Origin of the sequence: Gimesia maris (assembly GCF_008298035.1) — a bacterium.
GTDB lineage: Bacteria > Planctomycetota > Planctomycetia > Planctomycetales > Planctomycetaceae > Gimesia > Gimesia maris.
The window spans coordinates 7,363,857-7,383,671 of the sequence record NZ_CP042910.1; the positions used below are offsets into that span (position 1 = coordinate 7,363,857).

At 52.0% G+C, this 19,815-nt stretch carries 15 protein-coding genes; 3 read left to right on the plus strand and 12 right to left on the minus strand.

Translation table 11 applies throughout. The features are described from left to right. Positions 1–106 precede the first annotated feature (106 nt). Positions 107–871, plus strand: coding sequence for a TerC family protein (locus tag GmarT_RS27490; protein WP_002647352.1), 765 nt, complete (start codon positions 107–109; stop codon positions 869–871). A 31-nt stretch (positions 872–902) separates the two neighbouring features. On the opposite strand, the gene GmarT_RS27495 is transcribed toward GmarT_RS27490, so the two are convergent. After that, entirely contained in the window at positions 903–1,955 is a 1,053-nt protein-coding gene (locus GmarT_RS27495; protein WP_230682402.1) for a ThuA domain-containing protein, read from the minus strand. A gap of 252 nt (positions 1,956–2,207) precedes the next feature. On the opposite strand from GmarT_RS27495, the gene GmarT_RS27500 reads away from it, so the two are divergent. Next, positions 2,208–2,954 carry an SDR family oxidoreductase gene (locus GmarT_RS27500; RefSeq protein WP_002649434.1) on the plus strand — a complete coding sequence of 249 codons (747 nt, stop codon included), beginning with the start codon at positions 2,208–2,210 and terminating at the stop codon, positions 2,952–2,954. A gap of 78 nt (positions 2,955–3,032) precedes the next feature. Here the strand turns inward: GmarT_RS27500 and GmarT_RS27505 are convergent, their stop codons facing one another. The 11 genes from GmarT_RS27505 to GmarT_RS27555 all read right to left on the minus strand — a co-directional run bounded on the left by GmarT_RS27505 (position 3,033) and on the right by GmarT_RS27555 (position 18,074). Continuing rightward, complete coding sequence (locus GmarT_RS27505; RefSeq protein ID WP_002649433.1) at positions 3,033–3,560, minus strand: peroxiredoxin; 528 nt, start codon at positions 3,558–3,560, stop codon at positions 3,033–3,035. A 101-nt stretch (positions 3,561–3,661) separates the two neighbouring features. Beyond that, positions 3,662–4,879, minus strand: a complete 1,218-nt coding sequence (locus tag GmarT_RS27510; protein ID WP_002649432.1) for an NHL repeat-containing protein — start codon at positions 4,877–4,879, stop codon at positions 3,662–3,664. 86 nt (positions 4,880–4,965) lie between these two features. After that, the gene (locus GmarT_RS27515) at positions 4,966–6,003 is read right to left on the minus strand and encodes a cytochrome-c peroxidase (protein WP_002649431.1); all 1,038 of its coding nucleotides are present in this window, start codon (positions 6,001–6,003) and stop codon (positions 4,966–4,968) included. Between the two features lie 248 nt (positions 6,004–6,251). Beyond that, positions 6,252–7,934, minus strand: a complete 1,683-nt coding sequence (locus GmarT_RS27520; protein WP_002649430.1) for a hypothetical protein — start codon at positions 7,932–7,934, stop codon at positions 6,252–6,254. 71 nt (positions 7,935–8,005) lie between these two features. Beyond that, positions 8,006–9,748, minus strand: a complete 1,743-nt coding sequence (locus tag GmarT_RS27525) for a hypothetical protein (RefSeq protein ID WP_002649429.1) — start codon at positions 9,746–9,748, stop codon at positions 8,006–8,008. Between the two features lie 82 nt (positions 9,749–9,830). Further along, positions 9,831–11,531 (minus strand): EscU/YscU/HrcU family type III secretion system export apparatus switch protein, encoded by a 1,701-nt coding sequence (locus GmarT_RS27530; protein ID WP_149303495.1) that lies wholly within the window; start codon positions 11,529–11,531, stop codon positions 9,831–9,833. A gap of 72 nt (positions 11,532–11,603) precedes the next feature. Then, positions 11,604–13,295, minus strand: coding sequence for a hypothetical protein (locus GmarT_RS27535; RefSeq protein WP_002649427.1), 1,692 nt, complete (start codon positions 13,293–13,295; stop codon positions 11,604–11,606). A gap of 54 nt (positions 13,296–13,349) precedes the next feature. Further along, entirely contained in the window at positions 13,350–15,014 is a 1,665-nt protein-coding gene (locus tag GmarT_RS27540; RefSeq protein WP_002649426.1) for a hypothetical protein, read from the minus strand. Between the two features lie 18 nt (positions 15,015–15,032). After that, on the minus strand, positions 15,033–16,769 hold the full coding sequence (locus GmarT_RS27545) for a hypothetical protein (protein ID WP_002649425.1): 1,737 nt from the start codon (positions 16,767–16,769) through the stop codon (positions 15,033–15,035). 4 nt (positions 16,770–16,773) lie between these two features. Beyond that, a complete protein-coding gene (locus GmarT_RS27550) occupies positions 16,774–17,679 on the minus strand; it encodes an ABC transporter ATP-binding protein (RefSeq protein ID WP_002649424.1) in 906 nt (301 codons plus the stop codon). Further along, the gene (locus GmarT_RS27555) at positions 17,676–18,074 is read right to left on the minus strand and encodes a GntR family transcriptional regulator (RefSeq protein WP_002649423.1); all 399 of its coding nucleotides are present in this window, start codon (positions 18,072–18,074) and stop codon (positions 17,676–17,678) included. Before GmarT_RS27555 ends, GmarT_RS27550 begins: the two co-directional genes overlap by 4 nt. Positions 18,075–18,297: 223 nt before the next feature. Between GmarT_RS27555 and GmarT_RS27560 the strand changes: the two genes are divergently transcribed. Continuing rightward, the gene (locus tag GmarT_RS27560; protein WP_002649421.1) at positions 18,298–19,767 is read left to right on the plus strand and encodes a sulfatase; all 1,470 of its coding nucleotides are present in this window, start codon (positions 18,298–18,300) and stop codon (positions 19,765–19,767) included. Positions 19,768–19,815 lie beyond the last annotated feature (48 nt).

A 19,815-nucleotide genomic window follows, 5' to 3' on the forward strand; every position in this document is an offset into this window, starting at 1 on the left:
TCAGTCAGCCAAACTGTCATACCCGTCGTTCTCCTGCTTTTCAGATTCGAGCGGATGTGTATAATCCGGTACGTTTTGAATTTCACCTTTACCGATTGGAGTGAGAATGTTTGAATGGCTGGCCAGCCCGGAAGCCTGGATAGCGCTGGCGACTCTGGCGTCGCTGGAGATCGTCCTGGGAATTGACAACATCATTTTCATCTCCATTCTCGTGGGAAGGCTGCCCGAAAAAGAACGGGATCTGGCCCGATCGCTGGGACTGGGCCTGGCGATGGTGGCGCGTCTGATTCTGCTGTTTTCGATCTCGTGGGTGATGGGTCTGACAGAACCCTGGTTTTCTGTATTCGCATGGGAATTTTCCGGACGCGATCTGATTCTGGTTGGAGGCGGCCTGTTTCTGCTGGCGAAAGCGACGCATGAAATTCATAACAGCCTGGAAGGTGGGGCGCATGAAGCAACGGCATCGAATGCAGCACAGGCCAGTTTTGGTTCGATCCTGGTGCAGATCGGCGTGCTGGACATTGTGTTTTCGCTGGATTCGGTGATTACCGCGGTCGGACTGTCGGACCATGTTTCACTGATGGCGGTCGCGATTATCCTGTCTGTCCTCGTGATGCTGTTCGCAGCCAGACCGATCGGCGATTTTGTGGATGATCATCCGACGATAAAAATTCTGGCGCTGTCGTTTCTGATTATGGTCGGCGTCACGCTGATGGTGGAAGGGTTCGGCGTGCATGTGCCCAAAGGCTATATCTATTTCGCAATGGCGTTTTCCGTGGCCGTCGAAATGCTGAATCTGCGGATGCGAAAAAATCAGGTGAAACCGGTACAGCTGCATAAACCAATTAGCGAAAGTGACGCCAGTGAGTAGCTTCACTCTCGCTTGAGAACACTCCTGCAACTTAAGGTTCTTGAACCGTTGGTTCGTGATCGTTCCACTTGACTTTGGGGAGGGGCTGTGTGACTTCACCTGTCGCCGCCCATTCCGTTCCCCGCTGTAACGTAATCTGGAAACCGGTTCCCTGGAGCGCCGTCACGTCGTGCCCCAGCGTGGTATGAAACACACGACCTTTACCGTAGTCGATGGTCATCATGATCGGTTCATGTTCGCCGGTGCCCCGCTGTTCGGGTTCGGAGTAGGCGGTTGCCAGGATGTCGACGTTTTTGGCAGGACCTCTGAGTTTGCCGTAAACTTCGTCAGCAGGATGCATCCACTCCTGGGGCAGCCCTTTCACGATGGGATGCTCGGGCTGGCGGACTTTGACGACGACCGGAATCCGCGTACCATGTGTGCCTCCCCGTCCGGCGGAGGTATCTTCGATCCACTCTCCCTCGCGGAGACGTAACATGGGACCCGATTTTTCATCGCGGCCTCCCCAGCCACCAACGGCGATCATTTCGTTGTAAGCGGGCCAGTCGGGGAATGCATTGTCGGCAGCATGCACGACGACGAAGCTGCCTCCCTCGCTGACATATTTTTCGAACGACTGTTTGACTTCCTCGGGCCAGCTTTCGCCGTTGTAGTTGCTGACAATGACATCATATTTGCCGAAGTCCGGGCGCCATTTCTTCCAGAGCGCCGGGTTTTCTTTCTGCAGTCTGGCGACTTCCGCTTCCCAGGCCTTCAGATATTCTGCGAACTGCTTTTCCTGTTCGGGTGTCAGTTTCTTATTGGCCGGCTTGCGAGCTTTACGGGGAAGGCCCGGCGGAGTGGTAGAAACTTCGACGGTGAACTTCCCCGAATTCTCGAGGATTTTTTTAAGGACCGGCGTCGTCTGCTGCCATTGATGATTGTTCTGTCCATCAATGAGCAGGACCGATAGTTTATCCTGCTGGTCCTGGCTTTGAGTCTGTTGTTCTTTCTGATCGGCCTGGTTGGAAGCCAGGCAGGAGACCAAGCTGCAGGTGAGCAAACAGAGTAATGATAATCGGACTAAAAAGGCTGAGCACTTCAACGGATTTCTCCTCAGTTGGGTCGGTTGCGAATCAGATTCTGATTATTTTAAGGTAGCAGCAGACAGGTCGAAAGTCACGTAAAAACGAAGCGATGAATTTCAGATTCACACTCAAACTGCGGGTTCCCAGCGACTTACCTCTCACCAGCGTGAACACGGATGTATTTAATTCTGGAGCGAGATCATTATAATTCATGGAAGCAGGCATGCCGACAGTGGAGTTTTCTTTTGCTAAAGTGAATGGATGAATCTATGAAACAGGTTGCCATCGTTACAGGCGGAAGTCGAGGGATTGGAGCGGCGACAGCCCGGCAGGCCGCGCAAAAAGGCTATGCTGTCTGTGTGAATTATCGCAGCGATGAAAAGTCAGCGGAAGCGGTGGTTTCACAGATTCAAGACGCGGGAGGTACTGCGATCGCGGTGCAGGCGGATGTATCTCAAGAAGCGGATGTGGAACGACTATTCAAGACGACAGACGAACAACTGGGAACGGTGACGGCGCTGGTGAATAACGCGGGAATTCTGGAACAGCAGATGCCTGTGACCGAGATGGACATAGCTCGCTGGCAGCGGATCTTCGCGACGAATGTGTTTGGCAGCTTCCTGTGTGCGCGGGCCGCGATCCAGCGGATGTCGACTTTCAACGGTGGGCCAGGCGGTGCGATTGTGAATGTCTCTTCACTGGCGGCACGGGCTGGTTCGCCCTTTGAATATGTGGATTATGCCGCTTCGAAAGGAGCCATCGATACATTTACGACAGGCTTGTCAAAGGAAGTCGCCGAGGCAGGGATTCGCGTGAATGCGGTGCGCCCCGGATTCATCGATACGGAAATGCACGCCAGTGGCGGGGAGCCGAACCGCATTGAGCGTGTGAAAGCCAACGTCCCTTTAAAACGAGGCGGCACGGCTGAGGAAGTCGCGTATGCGATTTTGTGGCTGCTGTCTGATGAAGCCGGCTATACCACAGGTGGCTTCATCGATATTGCCGGTGGGAGGTAATGAGACGGGCGATAAAAAAAGCAGGAGCCCCTGATGGGAGCCTCCTGCTTAAATTTCGCTAGACGAATGCCAGACGGCTTAGAGTGTCTTTTCGCCTTTTTTCCAGTTACAGGGAACGTTTTCGCCTGTCTGGAGGGCATCGAGAACACGCAGTACTTCTTCGACGTTTCGTCCGACGCTCAAACCGTGAATGGCCAGCCATGAGCAGACTCCGGTTGGGTCGATCAGGAAAATACCACGCAGCGCGATACCAGCGTCTTCTTTGAGCACGCCGTAATCGCGGGACAGCTTGTGAGTGCCATCGGCCAACATCGGGTATTTCAGGCCACCCAGTTGAGGATCAGCGTCGCACCAGCCTTTGTGGGAGTACTTGCTGTCGGTACTGGCGGTCAGCACCTGGCAGTTACGTGATTCGAATTCACCCAGTGACTCATTGAATGCAATCAACTCTGTAGGACAGACAAACGTGAAGTCCAGCGGATAGAAGAACAGGCAAACCCATTTGCCTTTGAAGTCTTCCAGTTTGTAGTCCTTGAATGAATCAGAGGCGCGATCGTAACCCTGCAGTGCAAAATCAGGAGCGGGTTGCATAACTTGAACTGTCATTAGTCTTTACTTACCTTCAAAATATTGGTGATAGAAATATTGTTTTCAACAGAACGCGGGTCGATCGAAGATCGAAACAACCCGCATTGTGAGCGTCTGTTTTAGAGACCAGCCTTAATGACTGCCAGTGAACCGGGAGATTTTTCAGGATCTTTCCCCTGAGTTCCGAAGACGGTCAGATACAGGTTACCTTCTTTGTCGAAAGCGATGGCCGCTGGCTTGTCCAGTGAGATCACTTTTTCAGCGGTCACTTTATCGCCATCGATTTTCAGTTCGAACAGTCCCCCTTTGGCAGCGTCGACCCAGGAGAAATCAGTGGCGTACAGCTTCTTGGTTTTGGGACTGTAAGCCAGGCCAGCGATATCGCTCAGACCGGTTTTCAGGCTCTTGGTGAGTTTACCTGTTTTGGGATCGTAGAAGGTCAGCAGGCTGTCGCCGGCGACATTGACTTCACCCATCTGGCCGATAACCAGTTCTTTTCCATCCAGAGAGAATGTGATGGCGACAGGAGCATCGACATTGGTTGCTTCTTTGGTCGCAATGCTGGGTTCGAGCGGACCAGCTTTACCGTCTTTGATCACAGACTTGGCAACCCAGCCTTTGGTGTCGTCACCGTTACAGGTGATATAAATAGCACCATCACCCACGGCAACGCCGTAGAAGTTTCCTTCGCCTTTGGCAGATTTATCGCCGGCTTTGATGGGACCCAGGGTCTGAACAGCGGTGTCTTCTTTGACCCATTTTTCCAGAGGTTTATCGCCGACCTTGTAGATGCGAACCAGTTCTTCAGCATCAGGACGGCTGCCATCACCTACGACGAGATGATCTTTATCCATGAAGGCAACGCCCAAAGGTCCGATGTTATATTTAGGGCCTTTGCCGTAGACGTCGGTCGGGTACCCGGCGATTTCGAGATCGACAGTTTTCCCTTTGGCGTCATAGCGATACACGCCATAGCGGCTGGCAACGAAGACGTGCCCGGTACCATCCTGGATGGCGATCCCGCTGGGGCTTTCAAGGTTAGTCACCAGAGTTTTTACAGTGACAGCCGGCTTTTTAGGCTCTTCCTTCTTGGGTTCCTCTTTTTTAGGCTCTTCCTTTTTAGGAGCAGGCTTGGTCTCTTTCTTAGGTTCTTCTTTCTTGGGCTCCTCTTTTTTAGGAGCTTCTTTTTTGGGCTCTTCCTTCTTGACTTCTTTTTTGTCATCGCCTTTTTTGTCACCTTTTTCATCGGCAACGACGTAAGAACTTCCAAGCATCAGGCAGGCTGCGGTCAGGCAGAATGCGGTTGCTTTCAAGATTCGTTGTAAATTCCACTGCATGGTGTTCATCTTCCTTTGAAAAGGGGATTTTCAATTAGTTTTGCGTCTCGTCTTCAGGTATGAGACATCCGCCGAGAGAGTTTCAATCAGGGTAGCTCAGGTTCTTTATGCTCAGGATAATTCGAACTGGTAAGGCCTTCCTTCATGAAGGTTACCAGGTCATCCACTTCCTGCGGGGTTAAATTCAGTTTGAAGATTTCTTCATCGAGAAATTCGTTCGGGATACCCCCTTTATTATAGTGTTCTACAACTTCTTTCAAAGTCTTCAGGCTGCCATCGTGCATATAAGGAGCAGATCGGGCGATATCACGCACGGTCGGCGTTTTAAAGCTGCCATGATCGCCACCCAGGTTACTGATGGCTTTGCGGCCGGCGTCCGGTTCTTTTGCATCCATGCCCACGCCGACATTATGAAAAGCGTGGTCAGTAAATGTGGGACCGGAATGACAGGAACTGCAGGCAGCTTTTCCGAAAAACAACTGCATGCCTCGCTGTGCAGATTCCGAAAGGGCTTTCTTGTCGCCCGCTTTAAAGCGATCGTAGGGGGCATCGCCACACAGAATGGTACGCTCATACGTGGCGATGGCTTTCGCGATATTTTCTTCTGTCGCATCGGAGCCAAAGATTTTCTGGAACTGTTTTTTGTAACCGGGAATCGAGTTGATCCGATCGACGGCTTCTTTGGTTGTCAAATTCATTTCAATGGGATTCGCGATCGGGCCCAGCGCCTGTTCTTCCAGCGATCCGGCACGGCCGTCCCAGAAATGAAATTTGTTGTAGGCGGCGTTGATCACTGTGGGTGAATTGCGGCCCCCCTTCTGGCCTTTGAAGCCGGTCGCAAACTGATCGGCGTTGCTGTAACCTTTCACCGGAGAATGACAGCTGGCACAGGAAATGGTATTGTCACGCGAGAGTCGTTTATCAAAATACAGCTGTTTGCCCAACGCGATTTTTTCGACAGTGGGCGGGTTGTCTTCCGGAAATTCGATCGGAGGCAGACCGAGGGGAACCTTGATGACCGGTTCTTCAGCCTGGCTCAGGGAAACAGTGAAACCGACAACCAGCGTGATCACGATCCCCGATGACAGGATCCTCGCAAATTTCCGATAGGTTGCAGACGCCATGATTTCTCCTCAATGGAACGACTCAGATAGCTGATACAGGATGACAGAAAGCCGTTTCAGGGGAGGAGGCATCCACAGTTTGAAATGTGCACGCTGACTGATCAGCCCTGAAACTGCCTGAACTGTTTATTTTTAGTTGCTCAGCTCAGGACTGCAAGTCACTATCGAGAGGGAATTGCGTTGAAAGTGAGAATTTCACAGGATTTAGGACGGCAAGACGGCTACGTAATCGTTTGTGAACAGTAGAGTTACCGATGCCGGTTCCATGACAGCGCCAGTGGAATCGTGGCAAACGGCGCAAAAGCAAGGGCAAACAGCGAGAGGAAAAAGATATACAAACTGAAAGTCAGCATCTCCTGCAATCCTGTCGGCGCAGGAAATTTCAGCCAGATCGCGGTTAGAGAACCGATCAGCCAGAGCCCGCCGGAGATCCCCGCGGTCGATAATTTGATAAATCCTTTTTGACAGGCGGTGACAAAAGCAGTCACCACGCCAGCAAAAATCAGGAACGCAAGCACCAGGAAAAACGCCATCTGGCAATAGAGATTGTTGGGGGAATGGGTAACACGATCTGTTGAATTGACAATAAAAACAAACAACCCGAAGCAGCCGAGAATGCTGCCGATCACCAGAAAATAAAACCAGGAACGCCCGGTCCATAACACAGAAATGACATTCGCGGCAATCGTCCAGAAACAGGCCAGGGTATACACGCTGAAAACGAACCAGTAGAGGGCCCCTCTGGATATTATAATCGAAGCCTGGTCTCCCTGAAGCATGCCGGGGGCGACGAACACCAGCATATTTAACATCAATCCCGCCTGTATCAGCAGACTGGAATAGAGCACTGTTTTGACCAGGTTTACGAATAATGCAATCGCGAAGTCACGGTCTGATAACGGAGTGACCGCCAGAAAGCTTTTCATTTCGGTTCTGCCTGGTCCGCATGTTCCTTCACCGGCGACCAGCCCGACTACGAGCGCAGCAATGATCGAGAACATCAGATAGATTTGCATAAAGCCCTCGGTGATATTAATCGGATGTGAACCATTGGCATTTCGCATCGTCGTATTGAGGACCAAAACGGCAATACCAAACAGTCCCCCACCCATGATGACCGCACGCTGGCAGCTGTCGCGCCAATGCAGGCGGCCCAGTGCCGCCCGATGCGACTCTAACGTCGTATGTCCGCTGGAGCTTGCGCCGGTGGTGAGGCTGTCCCACCAGTTGCGTGTCTGCGTCCATTGCGGACTGGGTAAAGCAGTACCGGAACGGACACTGGCAAAAGCACGCGTCCCCTGATACCAGGCAGCCAGACTGACCAGTTGCATCAACACGAATTCGCCAAGCGTCACGTGGCTCCAGGGAACGGCATCTGCTTTGAATCCATCGGGAAAGTATCGTGACAGGAACCACCAGAACAGGGCCACAATGATTCCCATGCTCAAAATGATGCGTGTATAACTGGGGGCGTTCAGAGTCCAGTAAATCGCGTGACCAGTCAGAACCAGCATCACCAGAAATAAGAGGGGCCCCAGCACGGGCCAATAATCGGCGAGCCAGCGTTCATCAAAAAACAGGGCCCGGTAGGCACCATTCGTTGCCAGCTGTAACACAACCACAAGTCCCACCATCGCCAGCATCAACCATGTCGCGATGGCGCGGGAAGAGATTGGTAACCCGCGACAATATTTCTGACTGCCGGCCAGTGCCCGCACCGTGATCGACAGGAAAATGACCCAGGAGATTCCCAGGTAAGTAAAATGCAGGCTGAAGATTTCCTGGTCATTATAAGGAATGCGGTACCCCTGCAAATGCATCAGAATCTTGATCATCAAAGGCACAATCACCAGCGTTGCCACGCCGATTGACGCGCCCGGCCAGGCACGTTTACAGAAACTTTTTGTCGTCGCAATCAAGGCAGAAGACATCAGGGTTACCTCAGTTTCTATTAATCAAAATCGTAGAAAGCTCATTGCTTTGTTATTCATTCAACTCTGAATTATCGATGCCGGTTCCACGAGAGCGCCAGTGGAATCGTCGCGAACGGCGCGAGGACCAGGGCACCCAGAACTGAAAAAACACAAAACTCCCCACACATCGTCCGAAACGGGTAATGTGGAGCCATGCTCAGCAAAGTCACCAGAACTCCCATGACAGCAAATGACCAGAGCAAACCCGCCCCAAGGAACCGGGTTTTTGAGATCAATTGCCTGCGACGGGCAGTCAAATAGGCGACAAGAGTGCCCCCCAGAATCAGAAAATATAAAATCAGCAACATACTGATGATAACCAGTTCCGCCAGATACTGACGAGGGAAAAATGCTTCCAGCAAGCTGATCATCATGCTGTAGAAAAACAGACCACCAAAGCAGACACCGATCGCAGAGACGATAAACCAGGTACGTCCTGTCCAGAGTACGGAAACAATATTCGCAGCGATGATCCAGAATCCGATCAATGTCACCAGCGTATGACATAAAAATCCATTTTCCCCGAATAAATACAACAGCATATCACTCAAGCTGTTTGATCCATTCCCCAGAAAACCGGTTACCTGCAGTACGCTCAACGTGTCTACTTCATATAGTACTGCAGTGACGATCAGACTCAGCAGCAGAGCCGATTGAATGATCAGGATGGACCAGCCCAACACTTTAACCATGTTCGCGAACAGTGTGGCATTAAAATCAGGATCCGTCAGCGGAGCCATTGCCAGACAGCGTTTCATTTCCGTGCGTCCCGTTCTGCAAATCCCCAGCCCCAATATCGCTCCTGCAGTGACAGCAGCGGCCAAGTTGAGAATAGTTGACATGGCTACAAAACCTTCCAAGACATCTCGCAGAGCCGTCGGTTCTGAATTCAGCCGTGTCCCAATCAAAAGGTTGAACATCAACGACAACAGGCCGAACACTCCTCCCCCGACAATAACAGACTGCTGACAGGATTCACGCCAGTGCAGGCGGGCCAGCGATGATCGCGGCGAGAAGGGAACCACTGACTGCTCGGGAATCGCTCCGGTGAGCAGCGCATTCCACCAGACCTTCATCCTTTCCCAGGCAGGGCTGGGAACCGCGGTGCCGGCACGGACCTCTGCAAAGGCACGTGTCCCCTGATACCAGGCCGCGAGGCAGGTCAGTTGCATGGTCACAAACTCGCCCAGCGTCACGCGATTCCAGGGAACGATATCTGACTTGAATCCGTTCGGGTAATACCGGGAAACAAACCAGGCCAGCATTCCGATCATCAAAGCACCCCCCAGAAATGTTTTCGTAAAGCTGGGTGCATGCACGCTCCAGAACAGGCAATGTCCGACCAGAATCAGGGTAACCATAAATAAGAGCGGTCCCAATAAAGGCCAATAATTGGTAAGCCAGTGCTCATCAAAAAACAGCAGACGATAGAGACCATTGGTCAGTAGTTGCAGCACCACCACGAACCCCGCCATTGCCAGCATCAACCAGGTGGCAATGGAAGCAGAAGAAACCGGCAGACCCAGACAGTATTTTTCGCTGCCGGAGAATGCATGCAGACAGACACCGAGAAAAAAGACCCAGGAGGCACCTAGATAGGCAAAATGAAAGTCAAAGTAATTCTGCTCCATCTGATCCGATTGTAATCCGTTGAACTTTAAAATAAGCACAATCAACAGGGGTCCCATCACCAGCGCCCCGACGGCGAGAACCGCGCCGAACCAGGCACGTTTACAAAACTGTTTGGTGGTCGCATAAAAGATGGATGACATCAGTGACACCTTATTTTTCAATGAATTTCACAGCTTAAGACAAGCTTCTTTTCTTAGCAGTGTGATCCTGTCTCACTCGGATTTACCGATGCCGGTTCCATGACAGTGCCAGTGGAATCGTCGCGAACGGCGCGAGAACCAAAGCTGCCAGCGTCGCGTAGATCAGCAACAACCCCCAGACAACACCGTGATAATATTGAGAGCGTTCCAGCATCCAGATCAGAACTCCAGTGACAGAGCACATCCAGAGCACCAGCGCCACAATTGAGCCTGTCTGTGAAATCAGTTTCCTGCGGCAGGCAACCATATACGCGGCGAAGGTTCCCGCACAAATCAACAGAGGCGGTAACAACAGCAGCACGATTGTCATGTAGTGATAGAGCATCGAATTGCGAAACAGAGTATCTCCGAGATTCATCAGAATGATATAAAAGACAATTCCCCCAAAGAAGACGCCGATCGCCATAAAATAAAACCAGGAACGACCGGTCCAGAAGACAGAAATCATATTGGCCGCGATGACCCAGAAACCGATGACCAGTAAAAACACAGGTAATATCGAACTTCCTCCCCGAATGACCGGAGAAAGCAGCACCTGAAACACCTCAGCTCCATGCCAGATTCCGGCGATGATCAGACTGAGCGTGAGCGCAACGACGATACCCATAAATGTCAGTCCCAGTGTTTTGAGCAGATTGCGGAACAGGGTCGAATTCAGATCGCGATCGACAAGCGGCGCTTTGGCAAGGAACTGCTTCATTTCAGTTCGTCCGCTACCCGTGGTCCCCTCTCCCATGAGGACGGCAACGATAATGGCTGCAACCAGACCAAAGAACATTGAGGAAATAAAAAAAACTTCTACCAGTTGACTGAAATTATTCTGGTTGGTTCGGGAGGGATCAAAGTTGGCGATGACCAGCACATTGATCACCAGCATGGTCAGTCCAAATCCCACTCCGGCAAGTAACGCTGCCCGCTGACAGGAATCGCGCCAATGCAATCGGGCCAGAGCCGCTTTCCGCGAGAGGGGAACAATCGGCTGCTCTGGGATGGAACCCGTCAATAACCCCTTCCACCAGACCTGAAGCTGTTCCCACTGGGGGCTGGGCAGCGCTGTCCCATTCCGCACATGGGCAAAGGCACGGGTCCCCTGGTACCAGGCAGCGACGCCGAGGCTCTGCATCAGAATAAATTCACCCAGCGTGACGGTACGCCAGGGTACGATTTCCTCGTTATATCCATTGGGGAAGTAGCGGGAAATAAACCACCAGAACAGCGCGACTACCACGGCTGACCAGAAAATGCATTTCGTCAGGCTGGGTGCGTGCAGGCTCCAGTAAACGGCGTGTCCCACCAGGATCAAGGTCACCATAAACAACAGTGGTCCCAATAGAGGCCAGTAGTCCGCCAGCCAGCGATCGTCGAAAAACAGAACGCGATACAGACCATTGGTCACCAGTTGTAATGCGACCACCAGCCCCACCATCGAGAGCATCATCCAGGTGGCAATCGAAGTCGAAGAGACAGGCAGACCCAGACAGAATTTCTCACTGCCGGTGAGCGCTTGCAGACAGACACCAATAAAAAAAATGTATGAAACACCCAGGTAAGCAAAATGGTAATCAAACACATTCTGCTCAAGATGTTCGAAACGCAATCCCTGCACTTGCATGATAATCCGGGAGACCAGGGGGCACAGTACCAGGGCACCTACCGCCAGCGAAGCTCCGAGGCGGGCTCGTTTACAGAAATTTCTGGTCGTCATTAAGAAGGCAGATGACATCAGGGACACCTCTTTATTTCATTAAGACTCAAACCAACAAACCACACACATCTCATTCCATTCAGAAAACAGTCAGCGATGCCGATTCCAGGAGATCGCTAAAGGAATCGTGGCGAAGGGCGCGAAGATCAATGCCAACAGAACCGTCAATCCTAAAAAACCGATCCAGTTATCCGGCATTGTCGGCTGTTGAGACATCCAGAGCTCGAACAGAACCAGTCCAGTCAGGCTGAAATACAATGCCACTTGTCTGGTTCGCTTTTGAATTAAACAACGTTTGCTGGCATCCAGGTAAGCGCCGATGGTGGCACTGATGATCACCAGCGAATAAACCAGGAAAATGATTGTTCCTAAAGCCTGCACGGCCTGATAGCTCCCGCTCGCTAGCAGCAATTGCTCGATTATCACGTAAGCAATATTGCCCACGATCACAACGCCCACAACCGTATTGCAGAGCCACTGGCGGCCGGTCCAGCAGAGTGAGAGTAAATTCGCAGCCAGAATCCAGAACCCAATCATCGCGACACTGGAATAAATCAGATTTTGTCTCAACCAGTCATTCAAGTCATAAGTGGAGTGAAATATCTCTGTCCCCTGTATCATCAAAAAACCGGCGTAACTGAGCAGCAGCGCCAGTTGAATCAGGACCACGACAAACAGGATTGTTTTCGCCATATTCCCGAACATCGTCGCGGACAACTCCCTGTCCGACAGCGGCGTCATCGCCAGAAAGCGATTCATTTCCGTATTACCGGTTCCGGCGAGGCTGCCTGCCAGCATAATCACCACACCAATCGCCGCGATGCCGGAGAGCACCAGCGTTGTGATCTGAAATGTTCCCGAAAGCTCCAGCAGGTTATTCAACTCAGGACTGCTGGAATCATACATCGCAACGGAAGCCAGATTCACAATCAGCACAGCCACACTAAACAGGATCCCACCCACAATGACCGCCCGCTGACAGGAGCCACTCCAGTGCAGGCGCGCGAGTGTCATTCTCCGTGAAAGCGGAACCGACAGCCGTTCGGGAATCCTGCCGGTGATCAATGCAGTCCACCAGAGTTGCGCCTGCTCCCATTGCGGCGTCGGCGTTGCGGCGCCATTACGAATGTTCGCAAAAGCGCGAACACCTCCCAGCCAGGCAACCAGACTGACCAGTTGCAGCGTGACAAATTCTGTCAGCGTCACATAGCTCCAGGGAACGATTCCTCTGGCAAAACCGTTTGGATAATAACGGGCGACGAACCAGAAAAACAGCAACCCAAAAGCCATCCCCCAGCCTGCGACTTTCAGAAAACCGGGCGCGTGCATACTCCAGAAACAGTGATAACCGACCATCACCAGCGTGCCAAGAAACAACAGTGGACCCAGCACGGGCCAATAGTCGGCGAGCCAGTGTTCGTCAAAAAAGACCAGTCGATACAGGCCATTTGTAACCAGACTGAGCAGCACCACAACTCCGACGGAAGAAAACATCAGACCGCTGGCAATCCTGGCAGAAGAAATCGGTAGCCCCCGAATCATCTGCTGCGACCCCTGCAGCGCCTGCAGACAGACGGCAATAAAGGTCACCCAGGAGGTCGCCAGAAACGCAAAATGAAAATTAAAAGGGTTCACGCTGCCGGAGTCCGTCGGCCCCTCCAGAAGGTAGATCAGTTCACGCAACGAGAGCGGCCCGAGCACGAGCAGACAAACCGCCAGCACCGCCGCCAGCCAGGCGCGTTTCGTAAATGTTTTTGTAACGACAAAGAGCAGATGTGTCATGATTTCACCACAAACTCATTGATCCATATTTACAAACAAAAAGTAATCCACAGGTCACCGATGCCGGTTCCACGACACAGCCAGCGGTATCGTCGCGAAGGGGAGCACTGTGAATACCAGCAAGGCAGACAATAAAACCCGGTCGAAAAACAGGTCTGAATCCCAGTAATTCCAGAAGGCGATGCAGAGCAGCAGATAAAACAGGGCCGCCCGCCAGATCGTCTTCCCGCCGATCAGAGAAGAGCGATACGCGTGTAGAAAAGCGAGAACTGTTATCCCCCAGATCAGGCAGGCATCCAGCAGAAACACGGGCGCTCGCAACAAAGGCAAACCACTGGCGGGGAGAGAAAGAAAGTAGACCGCCGCCAACGAAAGCACCACCCACCAGCCAAAGCAGGGTCGGGGAAACCAGCCGACTGCAGTGAAATTCAGCATGGTAGACCAGTAAAACAACATTCCAAAGACGATTAGATAGATCGCATCCGCAACCTGCTGATGTTCGACCAGAAACTGCCAGTCTGAACTGACAACACCCTGTCCCTGAATCAGGGCATACAGGAGATAGCTCCCTCCCAGTCCGACGGGAACGATCGCCAGCAGCACCAGCATCCCAGCCTTGAGAATGTTCTCCATCAACGCTGCCGCAAGTTCCCGATCTATGAGAGGGACGGTCCCCCAATAGTCCTTCATCTGCTGCTTCCCTTTGAATGTGAGCGTTCCCCCGATCTTGATCATCAGTGCCCCAACAGCAAATTGCAGAAACAGGCCGGTCAGGAACAACGCAGGCAGATAGGTCATGGGCCCCAGATCTGCACCGGGTTCCGCCCAGATGAAAAAGGCAGCCAGATTGCAGCAGAATGCCACCCCTGCCAGACCGAATCCGATCAGCACGCCACTGCGACAGGAGTTCCGCCAGTGCACCTGCTTCAGTGTGGCAATCGCGGTTTGCGAATGTGGGTCTGTCACTCTTTCAGAACTTGCTCCCACTGCCAGTACTTTCCATCTTTGATGCAGGATTTCCCAAGCGGGGCTGGGAACCGCAGTGCCGGAACGAATCTGAGCAAAGGCAATAGTTCCCAGGTACCAGGCTCCAACCGAGACAACAAGCATGGTTCCAAATTCACTCAGAGTCACCTGGGTCCAGGGAACCACAGCTCCGCTAAAGCCATCGGGATAAAACCGGGAAAGAAACCAGAACAGCATCCCGGCGATAAAACTGACCGAGGTACACAAACGCGTCAGACTGGGTGCCTGCAGCAACCAGAAAACAGCATACCCCACCAGTGTGAACGTCACGAGAAACAACAGGGTTCCCACCAACGGCCAGTAATCAGACAGCCAGTTCTGATCGAAGAACAGCAGGCGGTAGAATCCATTCGTCAGCAGCTGCATCGAGAGAAACAGCGTCACTGCCGTGAACATCATTCCGCTGGCAATCGTACGAGACGGAATAGGCAGCCTGAGAAAATATTTCTGAAAACCTATCGTCATGGCAACAGAGATCCCCAGAAAAGCGAAGCTGGACAGAAGCATATAAAATGCAAAGAGGAAGCCAAATTTGAAGATGTCGATGTGCACACGTCCCTCGAACTCTTCCGCAACCGCGATCACTTTCAAAACCACATACGAATACAGCACAAAGGCCACGACACAACACAGCGCCTGCGGCCAGGCACGCTTCCAGATCAGTCGAGTTGTCATGACAAATGCAGATGACATTCGTTACACCTAAAACAATTATCGATGCCGATTCCACGAAACCGCCAGCGGGATCGTCGCGAAGGGGGTGACCAGCGAAGTCAGTACAACGAAAACCAAAAATCGCATACTATTAATTCCCAATGCACGAAAGAAGAAATTTGAATTCCAGATTCGGTAAAACACGGAATGATATTCATCGCCTGTAAGTGAGCTGCAGAACCAGACTGCGGTCAGCAAAAACAAAACCGCCATCAGCACACCGGTTGCCGTAATCAATTTTTTTCGATATGCGACTAAATAAGCGGCAACCGTTCCTCCCAATATCGTAGAGGCTAATGTCATGGTCAATCCGTAAAGCAAGCCGGTAATGGCCTCAGATTGAATGCAGGCGCTGATCAGAATTAAAGCAAAACACAATCCGCCAAACAGGGAAAGCACCATTAGATAGAACCATGTGCGACCCGTCCAGAAAATCGATACCATGGTAGAGGAAACTCCCCATAAAATCATCGCAGAGAGAAAAAGAAAAGGCACGAGATTCTCTGACGTTGCGCTGACGTAAGCTTCTAAATACAGCATATTCAATGGGGATGCAGTGAAATCGAAATAATGAATAACGATAATATGACTAAGCAGACACCCCAGCATCAGACAGGACCAGACAATACAGACCGTCTTGACCAGATTTCGCATCAGAATGCCAGAAAAATCCTGATCTGACAGCGGAACAGCACTCAGATATCGTTTGAGTTCTATGCGACCGGGACGATGAATCCCGTCGCCCAGCAGAAACCCAATCAGAAGTGACGCAAGTAAAAATAAAGAACTGGTCACCACAGAGATACTTTGGATATAACTCCAGAAAGCGGCCGTCTGACCTCCTGGCAGATAAGAGAGTTTGAATAACAGAAAACTCAGTAACACTCCTGCCACGCTACAATAAAGCCCCCCGATGACCACCGCAGGGCGACAGGAGTCGCACCAATGCAATAGTACCAGTGAGCGATGCTGCGAACCGAATTCCACACGACGATTGATGAGCGTTCCCGATAAAAGTGCATTCCAGCAGTCCCTCAGCCGCGACCATTGCGGGCTGGGTACAGCAGTACCCGATCGGACTTTCTCAAACGCACGTGTTCCCTGATACCAGGCAACGCTGTTAACAACCAGCAAGGTGAACCAGTCCGCAAGAGTGACATGATTCCAGGGTGCAACCGGTTTTTGAAAACCGTTGGGAAAATAACGTGAGGCAAACCACCAGCAAAGCGCAGCGACGAAACTGATACAGAAGAGACTGCCGGTTACACTTGGGGCAAACCTGCTCCAGAACAAAAATTGGCCCACCAGAACGAGTGTCATTAAAAATAATAATGGCCCCAGTAATGGCCAATAATCGCTGAGCCAGTTTTGATCGAAAAAAAAGAATCGATACAGCCCGTTTGTTACCAGATTCAGGATCAAAACAAGACCGACCGTTAACAGTATCAATCCACTGAAAATCGCAGTTGAGGAAACCGGCAGCCTCACCACAATATTCTCACATCCCTGCAGGGCATGGACGCAAATTGCGATAAAAAAGATCCACGACAATCCCAGGAACGCGAAGTGGTATTGAAACGGATCTGTAGAGATACCGTAAGTCCCCAGTTCTTTGATCGACATCAATCCACGAAATACAAGCGGTACGAGTACAAGCACGCAAACCGCCAGCACCGCCGCCAGCCAGGCACGCTTCGTAAACGTTTTTGAAACAACAAAGAACTGATGAATCATCGTTTTACTCCTGGGCAGAAGCGCGTTGTGCCGACTTCATTCTGGCCACGAATATTTCTTCCAATGTCGGTGCGGTCTGATCGAGGATCTCGGCTTCCAGCTGTTCCAGCTCTGTTTCCAGTTCCTGTTTCTGACCGTTACAGACGATCTTCCACTCTCTGCCGGAACCCGACCACATCAGTGCGCCGGTGAGTTGCGGGAAAAAGGGCTGTGGCTCCAGGAAGCGGATTGTCAACTGGTAATGCGAGACGAGCACTTCATCCAGTGGGCTTGTGAGTAACAGTTTGCCCTGATCGAGAATCGCGATGCGATCGGAGACGCGCTGCACTTCGTCCAGCAGATGCGAGGAAAACAGCACCGTTCGACCTTCATCGACGACCGTGCGAATGATGGCGTCCAGAATGTCTTTGCGGACCACCGGATCCAGCCCGGACGAGGGTTCGTCCAGCACCAATAGCGGCGGTCGATGCGCCAGGGCGACAAGCAGGCCGGCCCGTGCCAGTTGGCCGCGTGACAACGTGGGCACTTTCTGATTCAGCGACAGCTCAAACATCATCCGCAGTTCTTCGGCGTAAACCGGATCCCACTTGGGATAGAAGGCCCGCGTGAATTCAATCAGTTCGCGTACCGTCATCCACGCAGGCAGATCGCGGTTTTCCGAGAGATGTCCGATCCTTCCCAGTACGCCAGGCGGGTCGGCCACCGGGTCCAGACCAAATACGCGTACGCTCCCCTGCTGTGGCTTCAGGAACCCCAGCACATGTTTCAACAGCGTGGTTTTGCCGGCCCCGTTTTCGCCGACCAGTCCGAACACACAGCCTTCAGGCACAGACAGACTGACGTCGGACAGCGCCTGTTTCTTGCCGAAGTGACGACTTAGATTGTTGACTTCAATGACATGTTCGCTCATTTTTCGACCTCTTGATGTGAATCAAATTTCTGGCTCCGCTGACGGAGTAATTTCAACAGGGTCTCTTCATCTACGCCCAGTTGACGCGATTCGGTCAGCAGGGCATCCATGCGTTCGTTGAGGATGCGGCGTTTTTCTTTATTGGACAGGGGGGAAACGCCGTTAGATATGAAAACGCCGGCACCGCGTTTCGAGATCACGACCCCTTCGGCTTCCAGCTCGCGATAGGCTCGCGCGACGGTATTGGGGGTGATCGTCAGCTGCTGTGCCAGCCCGCGGACGGACGGCAACTGCTCATGGGCCTCGAGACGACCGGAGGCCACCAGAAACTTGACCTGGTTCACAACCTGCTGGTAATAAGGCGTGCCATCCGCTTCTGATAATTGAATCTGCATTGGGAAAACCTCACTTAGAACTGTATCAACACAGTAATACAATTATCAGACACTGTCAAACAAATTATTTGTTTATTCTCTGCGTTGTTTTTTTACAAAATAAATTTATTCCGCAAATTTGAGCCTCTGCAAATCAATGCTTGCGGAATCGCTCTGCGGGCTGCAGAATGAAAACAGAGTCTCTTCTGATCGTTCTGAATTCTCACTCTGAAAGCCTGTGCTCATGATTTTTACTGGCAGACGTCGCTCTCCGCGGGTAGTTGTGTTACTCCTGATCTTCTGCTCTGCTCTCGGTTTAGAAGCTGAGGCAGTCGAAAAACCGAACGTGCTGTTTATCGGCACGGATGACCTGCGCTGCGATCTGGCCTGCTACGGTCACCCGCTGGTGAAGACGCCGAACCTTGACAAGCTGGCGACCCGGGGCGTTCTGTTCAAACGGGCTTATTGCCAGCAGGCACTGTGTAATCCTTCGCGGGCCTCCCTGATGACGGGCCGTCGGCCGGACACACTCGAGATTTGGGATCTGCCAACACACTTTCGCGAAGCTGACCCGAATATTGTCACACTGCCTCAACTGTTCAAGCAGCAGGGTTACTTCACCCAGAACATCGGCAAGATTTTTCATAACTGGCGGCAGAAGATCCAAGGGGACCCGGCTTCGTGGAGTGTACCTGCCGTCATGCATTTTGCGCGACACGATGATGATCAGCCAATGCTAAACGATAACCGGGAACTGCCGGTGAACCTGGCGAAAGCGCCGCGATCCGAAAGCCGCGACGTACCTGATTCCGCTTACTTTGATGGACGCATCGGCGATCTCGCCGTCAAAGCGTTGCAGGACCTCAAACAGAAACAGCAACCGTTCTTTTTAGCCGTTGGCTTCTGGAAACCGCATCTGCCGTTCAATCCGCCTAAGAAATACTGGGACCTGTATGACGACAGTCCGATTACGGTTCCCGATAATCCTCAGCCTCCGAAAAACGTACCGGATGTTGCGCTGCATGACAGTCGGGAAATTTTGAGAGCCGTGAAGGGCAAACTGACCGATGCGCAGATCATTGAACTGCGGACCGGTTACCTGGCGGGCATCAGTTACCTGGATGCGCAGCTTGGTAAAGTACTGGCGGAACTGGATCGCCTGGGACTGCGCGAGAAAACCATTATTGTGTTCTGGTCGGACCATGGTTTCCATCTGGGCGAACATGGTCTGTGGTGCAAAACGTCCAACTTCGAAAACGATGCACGCGTGCCTTTGATGATTTCGGTGCCACATATGAAGACGGCGGGAAAGACATCAGACGCACTGGTCGAACTGCTCGACATGTATCCGACGCTGGTCGAGTTATGTGGACTCGACTCCCCCGGAAAACTGGAGGGCACAAGTCTGGTCCCGGTATTGAAAGATCCGACGCAGTCAGTCAAACCAGCCGCCTTTACGCAGCATCCGCGGCCCGCGTATTACAGAAAACAACCTGAAAACATGGGCGTCTCTGTCCGCACGCCCCGCTATCGCTACACCGAATGGCGGAATTTCAAAACGGGTAAAGTCATCGCACGCGAACTGTACGATCACACCAGCGATCCGGAAGAGAATACGAACATCATCAACGAGCCTACCGATCGAGCCGATTTTCAGGCAGCGGTCAAACTGCTGGAAGCACAGTTTCCACGCAAAAAGCATAAGCTGCAATAAGAAAATAATCCACGTCGAACTTGTCAGAATCGAACCAGCATAGACTGC

Bases quoted from the DNA above. Each gene is read 5' to 3' on its own strand.
- GmarT_RS27530 (WP_149303495.1), bottom strand. From the start codon at position 11,531: ATGTCATCTGCCTTCTTAATGACGACCAGAAATTTCTGTAAACGAGCC.
- GmarT_RS27505 (WP_002649433.1), bottom strand. From the start codon at position 3,560: ATGACAGTTCAAGTTATGCAACCCGCTCCTGATTTTGCACTGCAGGGT.
- GmarT_RS27540 (WP_002649426.1), bottom strand. From the start codon at position 15,014: ATGTCATCTGCATTTGTCATGACAACTCGACTGATCTGGAAGCGTGCC.
- GmarT_RS27515 (WP_002649431.1), bottom strand. From the start codon at position 6,003: ATGGCGTCTGCAACCTATCGGAAATTTGCGAGGATCCTGTCATCGGGG.
- GmarT_RS27545 (WP_002649425.1), bottom strand. From the start codon at position 16,769: ATGATTCATCAGTTCTTTGTTGTTTCAAAAACGTTTACGAAGCGTGCC.
- GmarT_RS27550 (WP_002649424.1), bottom strand. From the start codon at position 17,679: ATGAGCGAACATGTCATTGAAGTCAACAATCTAAGTCGTCACTTCGGC.
- GmarT_RS27525 (WP_002649429.1), bottom strand. From the start codon at position 9,748: ATGTCATCCATCTTTTATGCGACCACCAAACAGTTTTGTAAACGTGCC.
- GmarT_RS27535 (WP_002649427.1), bottom strand. From the start codon at position 13,295: ATGACACATCTGCTCTTTGTCGTTACAAAAACATTTACGAAACGCGCC.
- GmarT_RS27560 (WP_002649421.1), top strand. From the start codon at position 18,298: ATGATTTTTACTGGCAGACGTCGCTCTCCGCGGGTAGTTGTGTTACTC.
- GmarT_RS27490 (WP_002647352.1), top strand. From the start codon at position 107: ATGTTTGAATGGCTGGCCAGCCCGGAAGCCTGGATAGCGCTGGCGACT.
- GmarT_RS27510 (WP_002649432.1), bottom strand. From the start codon at position 4,879: ATGCAGTGGAATTTACAACGAATCTTGAAAGCAACCGCATTCTGCCTG.
- GmarT_RS27555 (WP_002649423.1), bottom strand. From the start codon at position 18,074: ATGCAGATTCAATTATCAGAAGCGGATGGCACGCCTTATTACCAGCAG.
- GmarT_RS27500 (WP_002649434.1), top strand. From the start codon at position 2,208: ATGAAACAGGTTGCCATCGTTACAGGCGGAAGTCGAGGGATTGGAGCG.
- GmarT_RS27520 (WP_002649430.1), bottom strand. From the start codon at position 7,934: ATGTCTTCTGCCTTGATTGCGACGACAAAAAGTTTCTGTAAACGTGCC.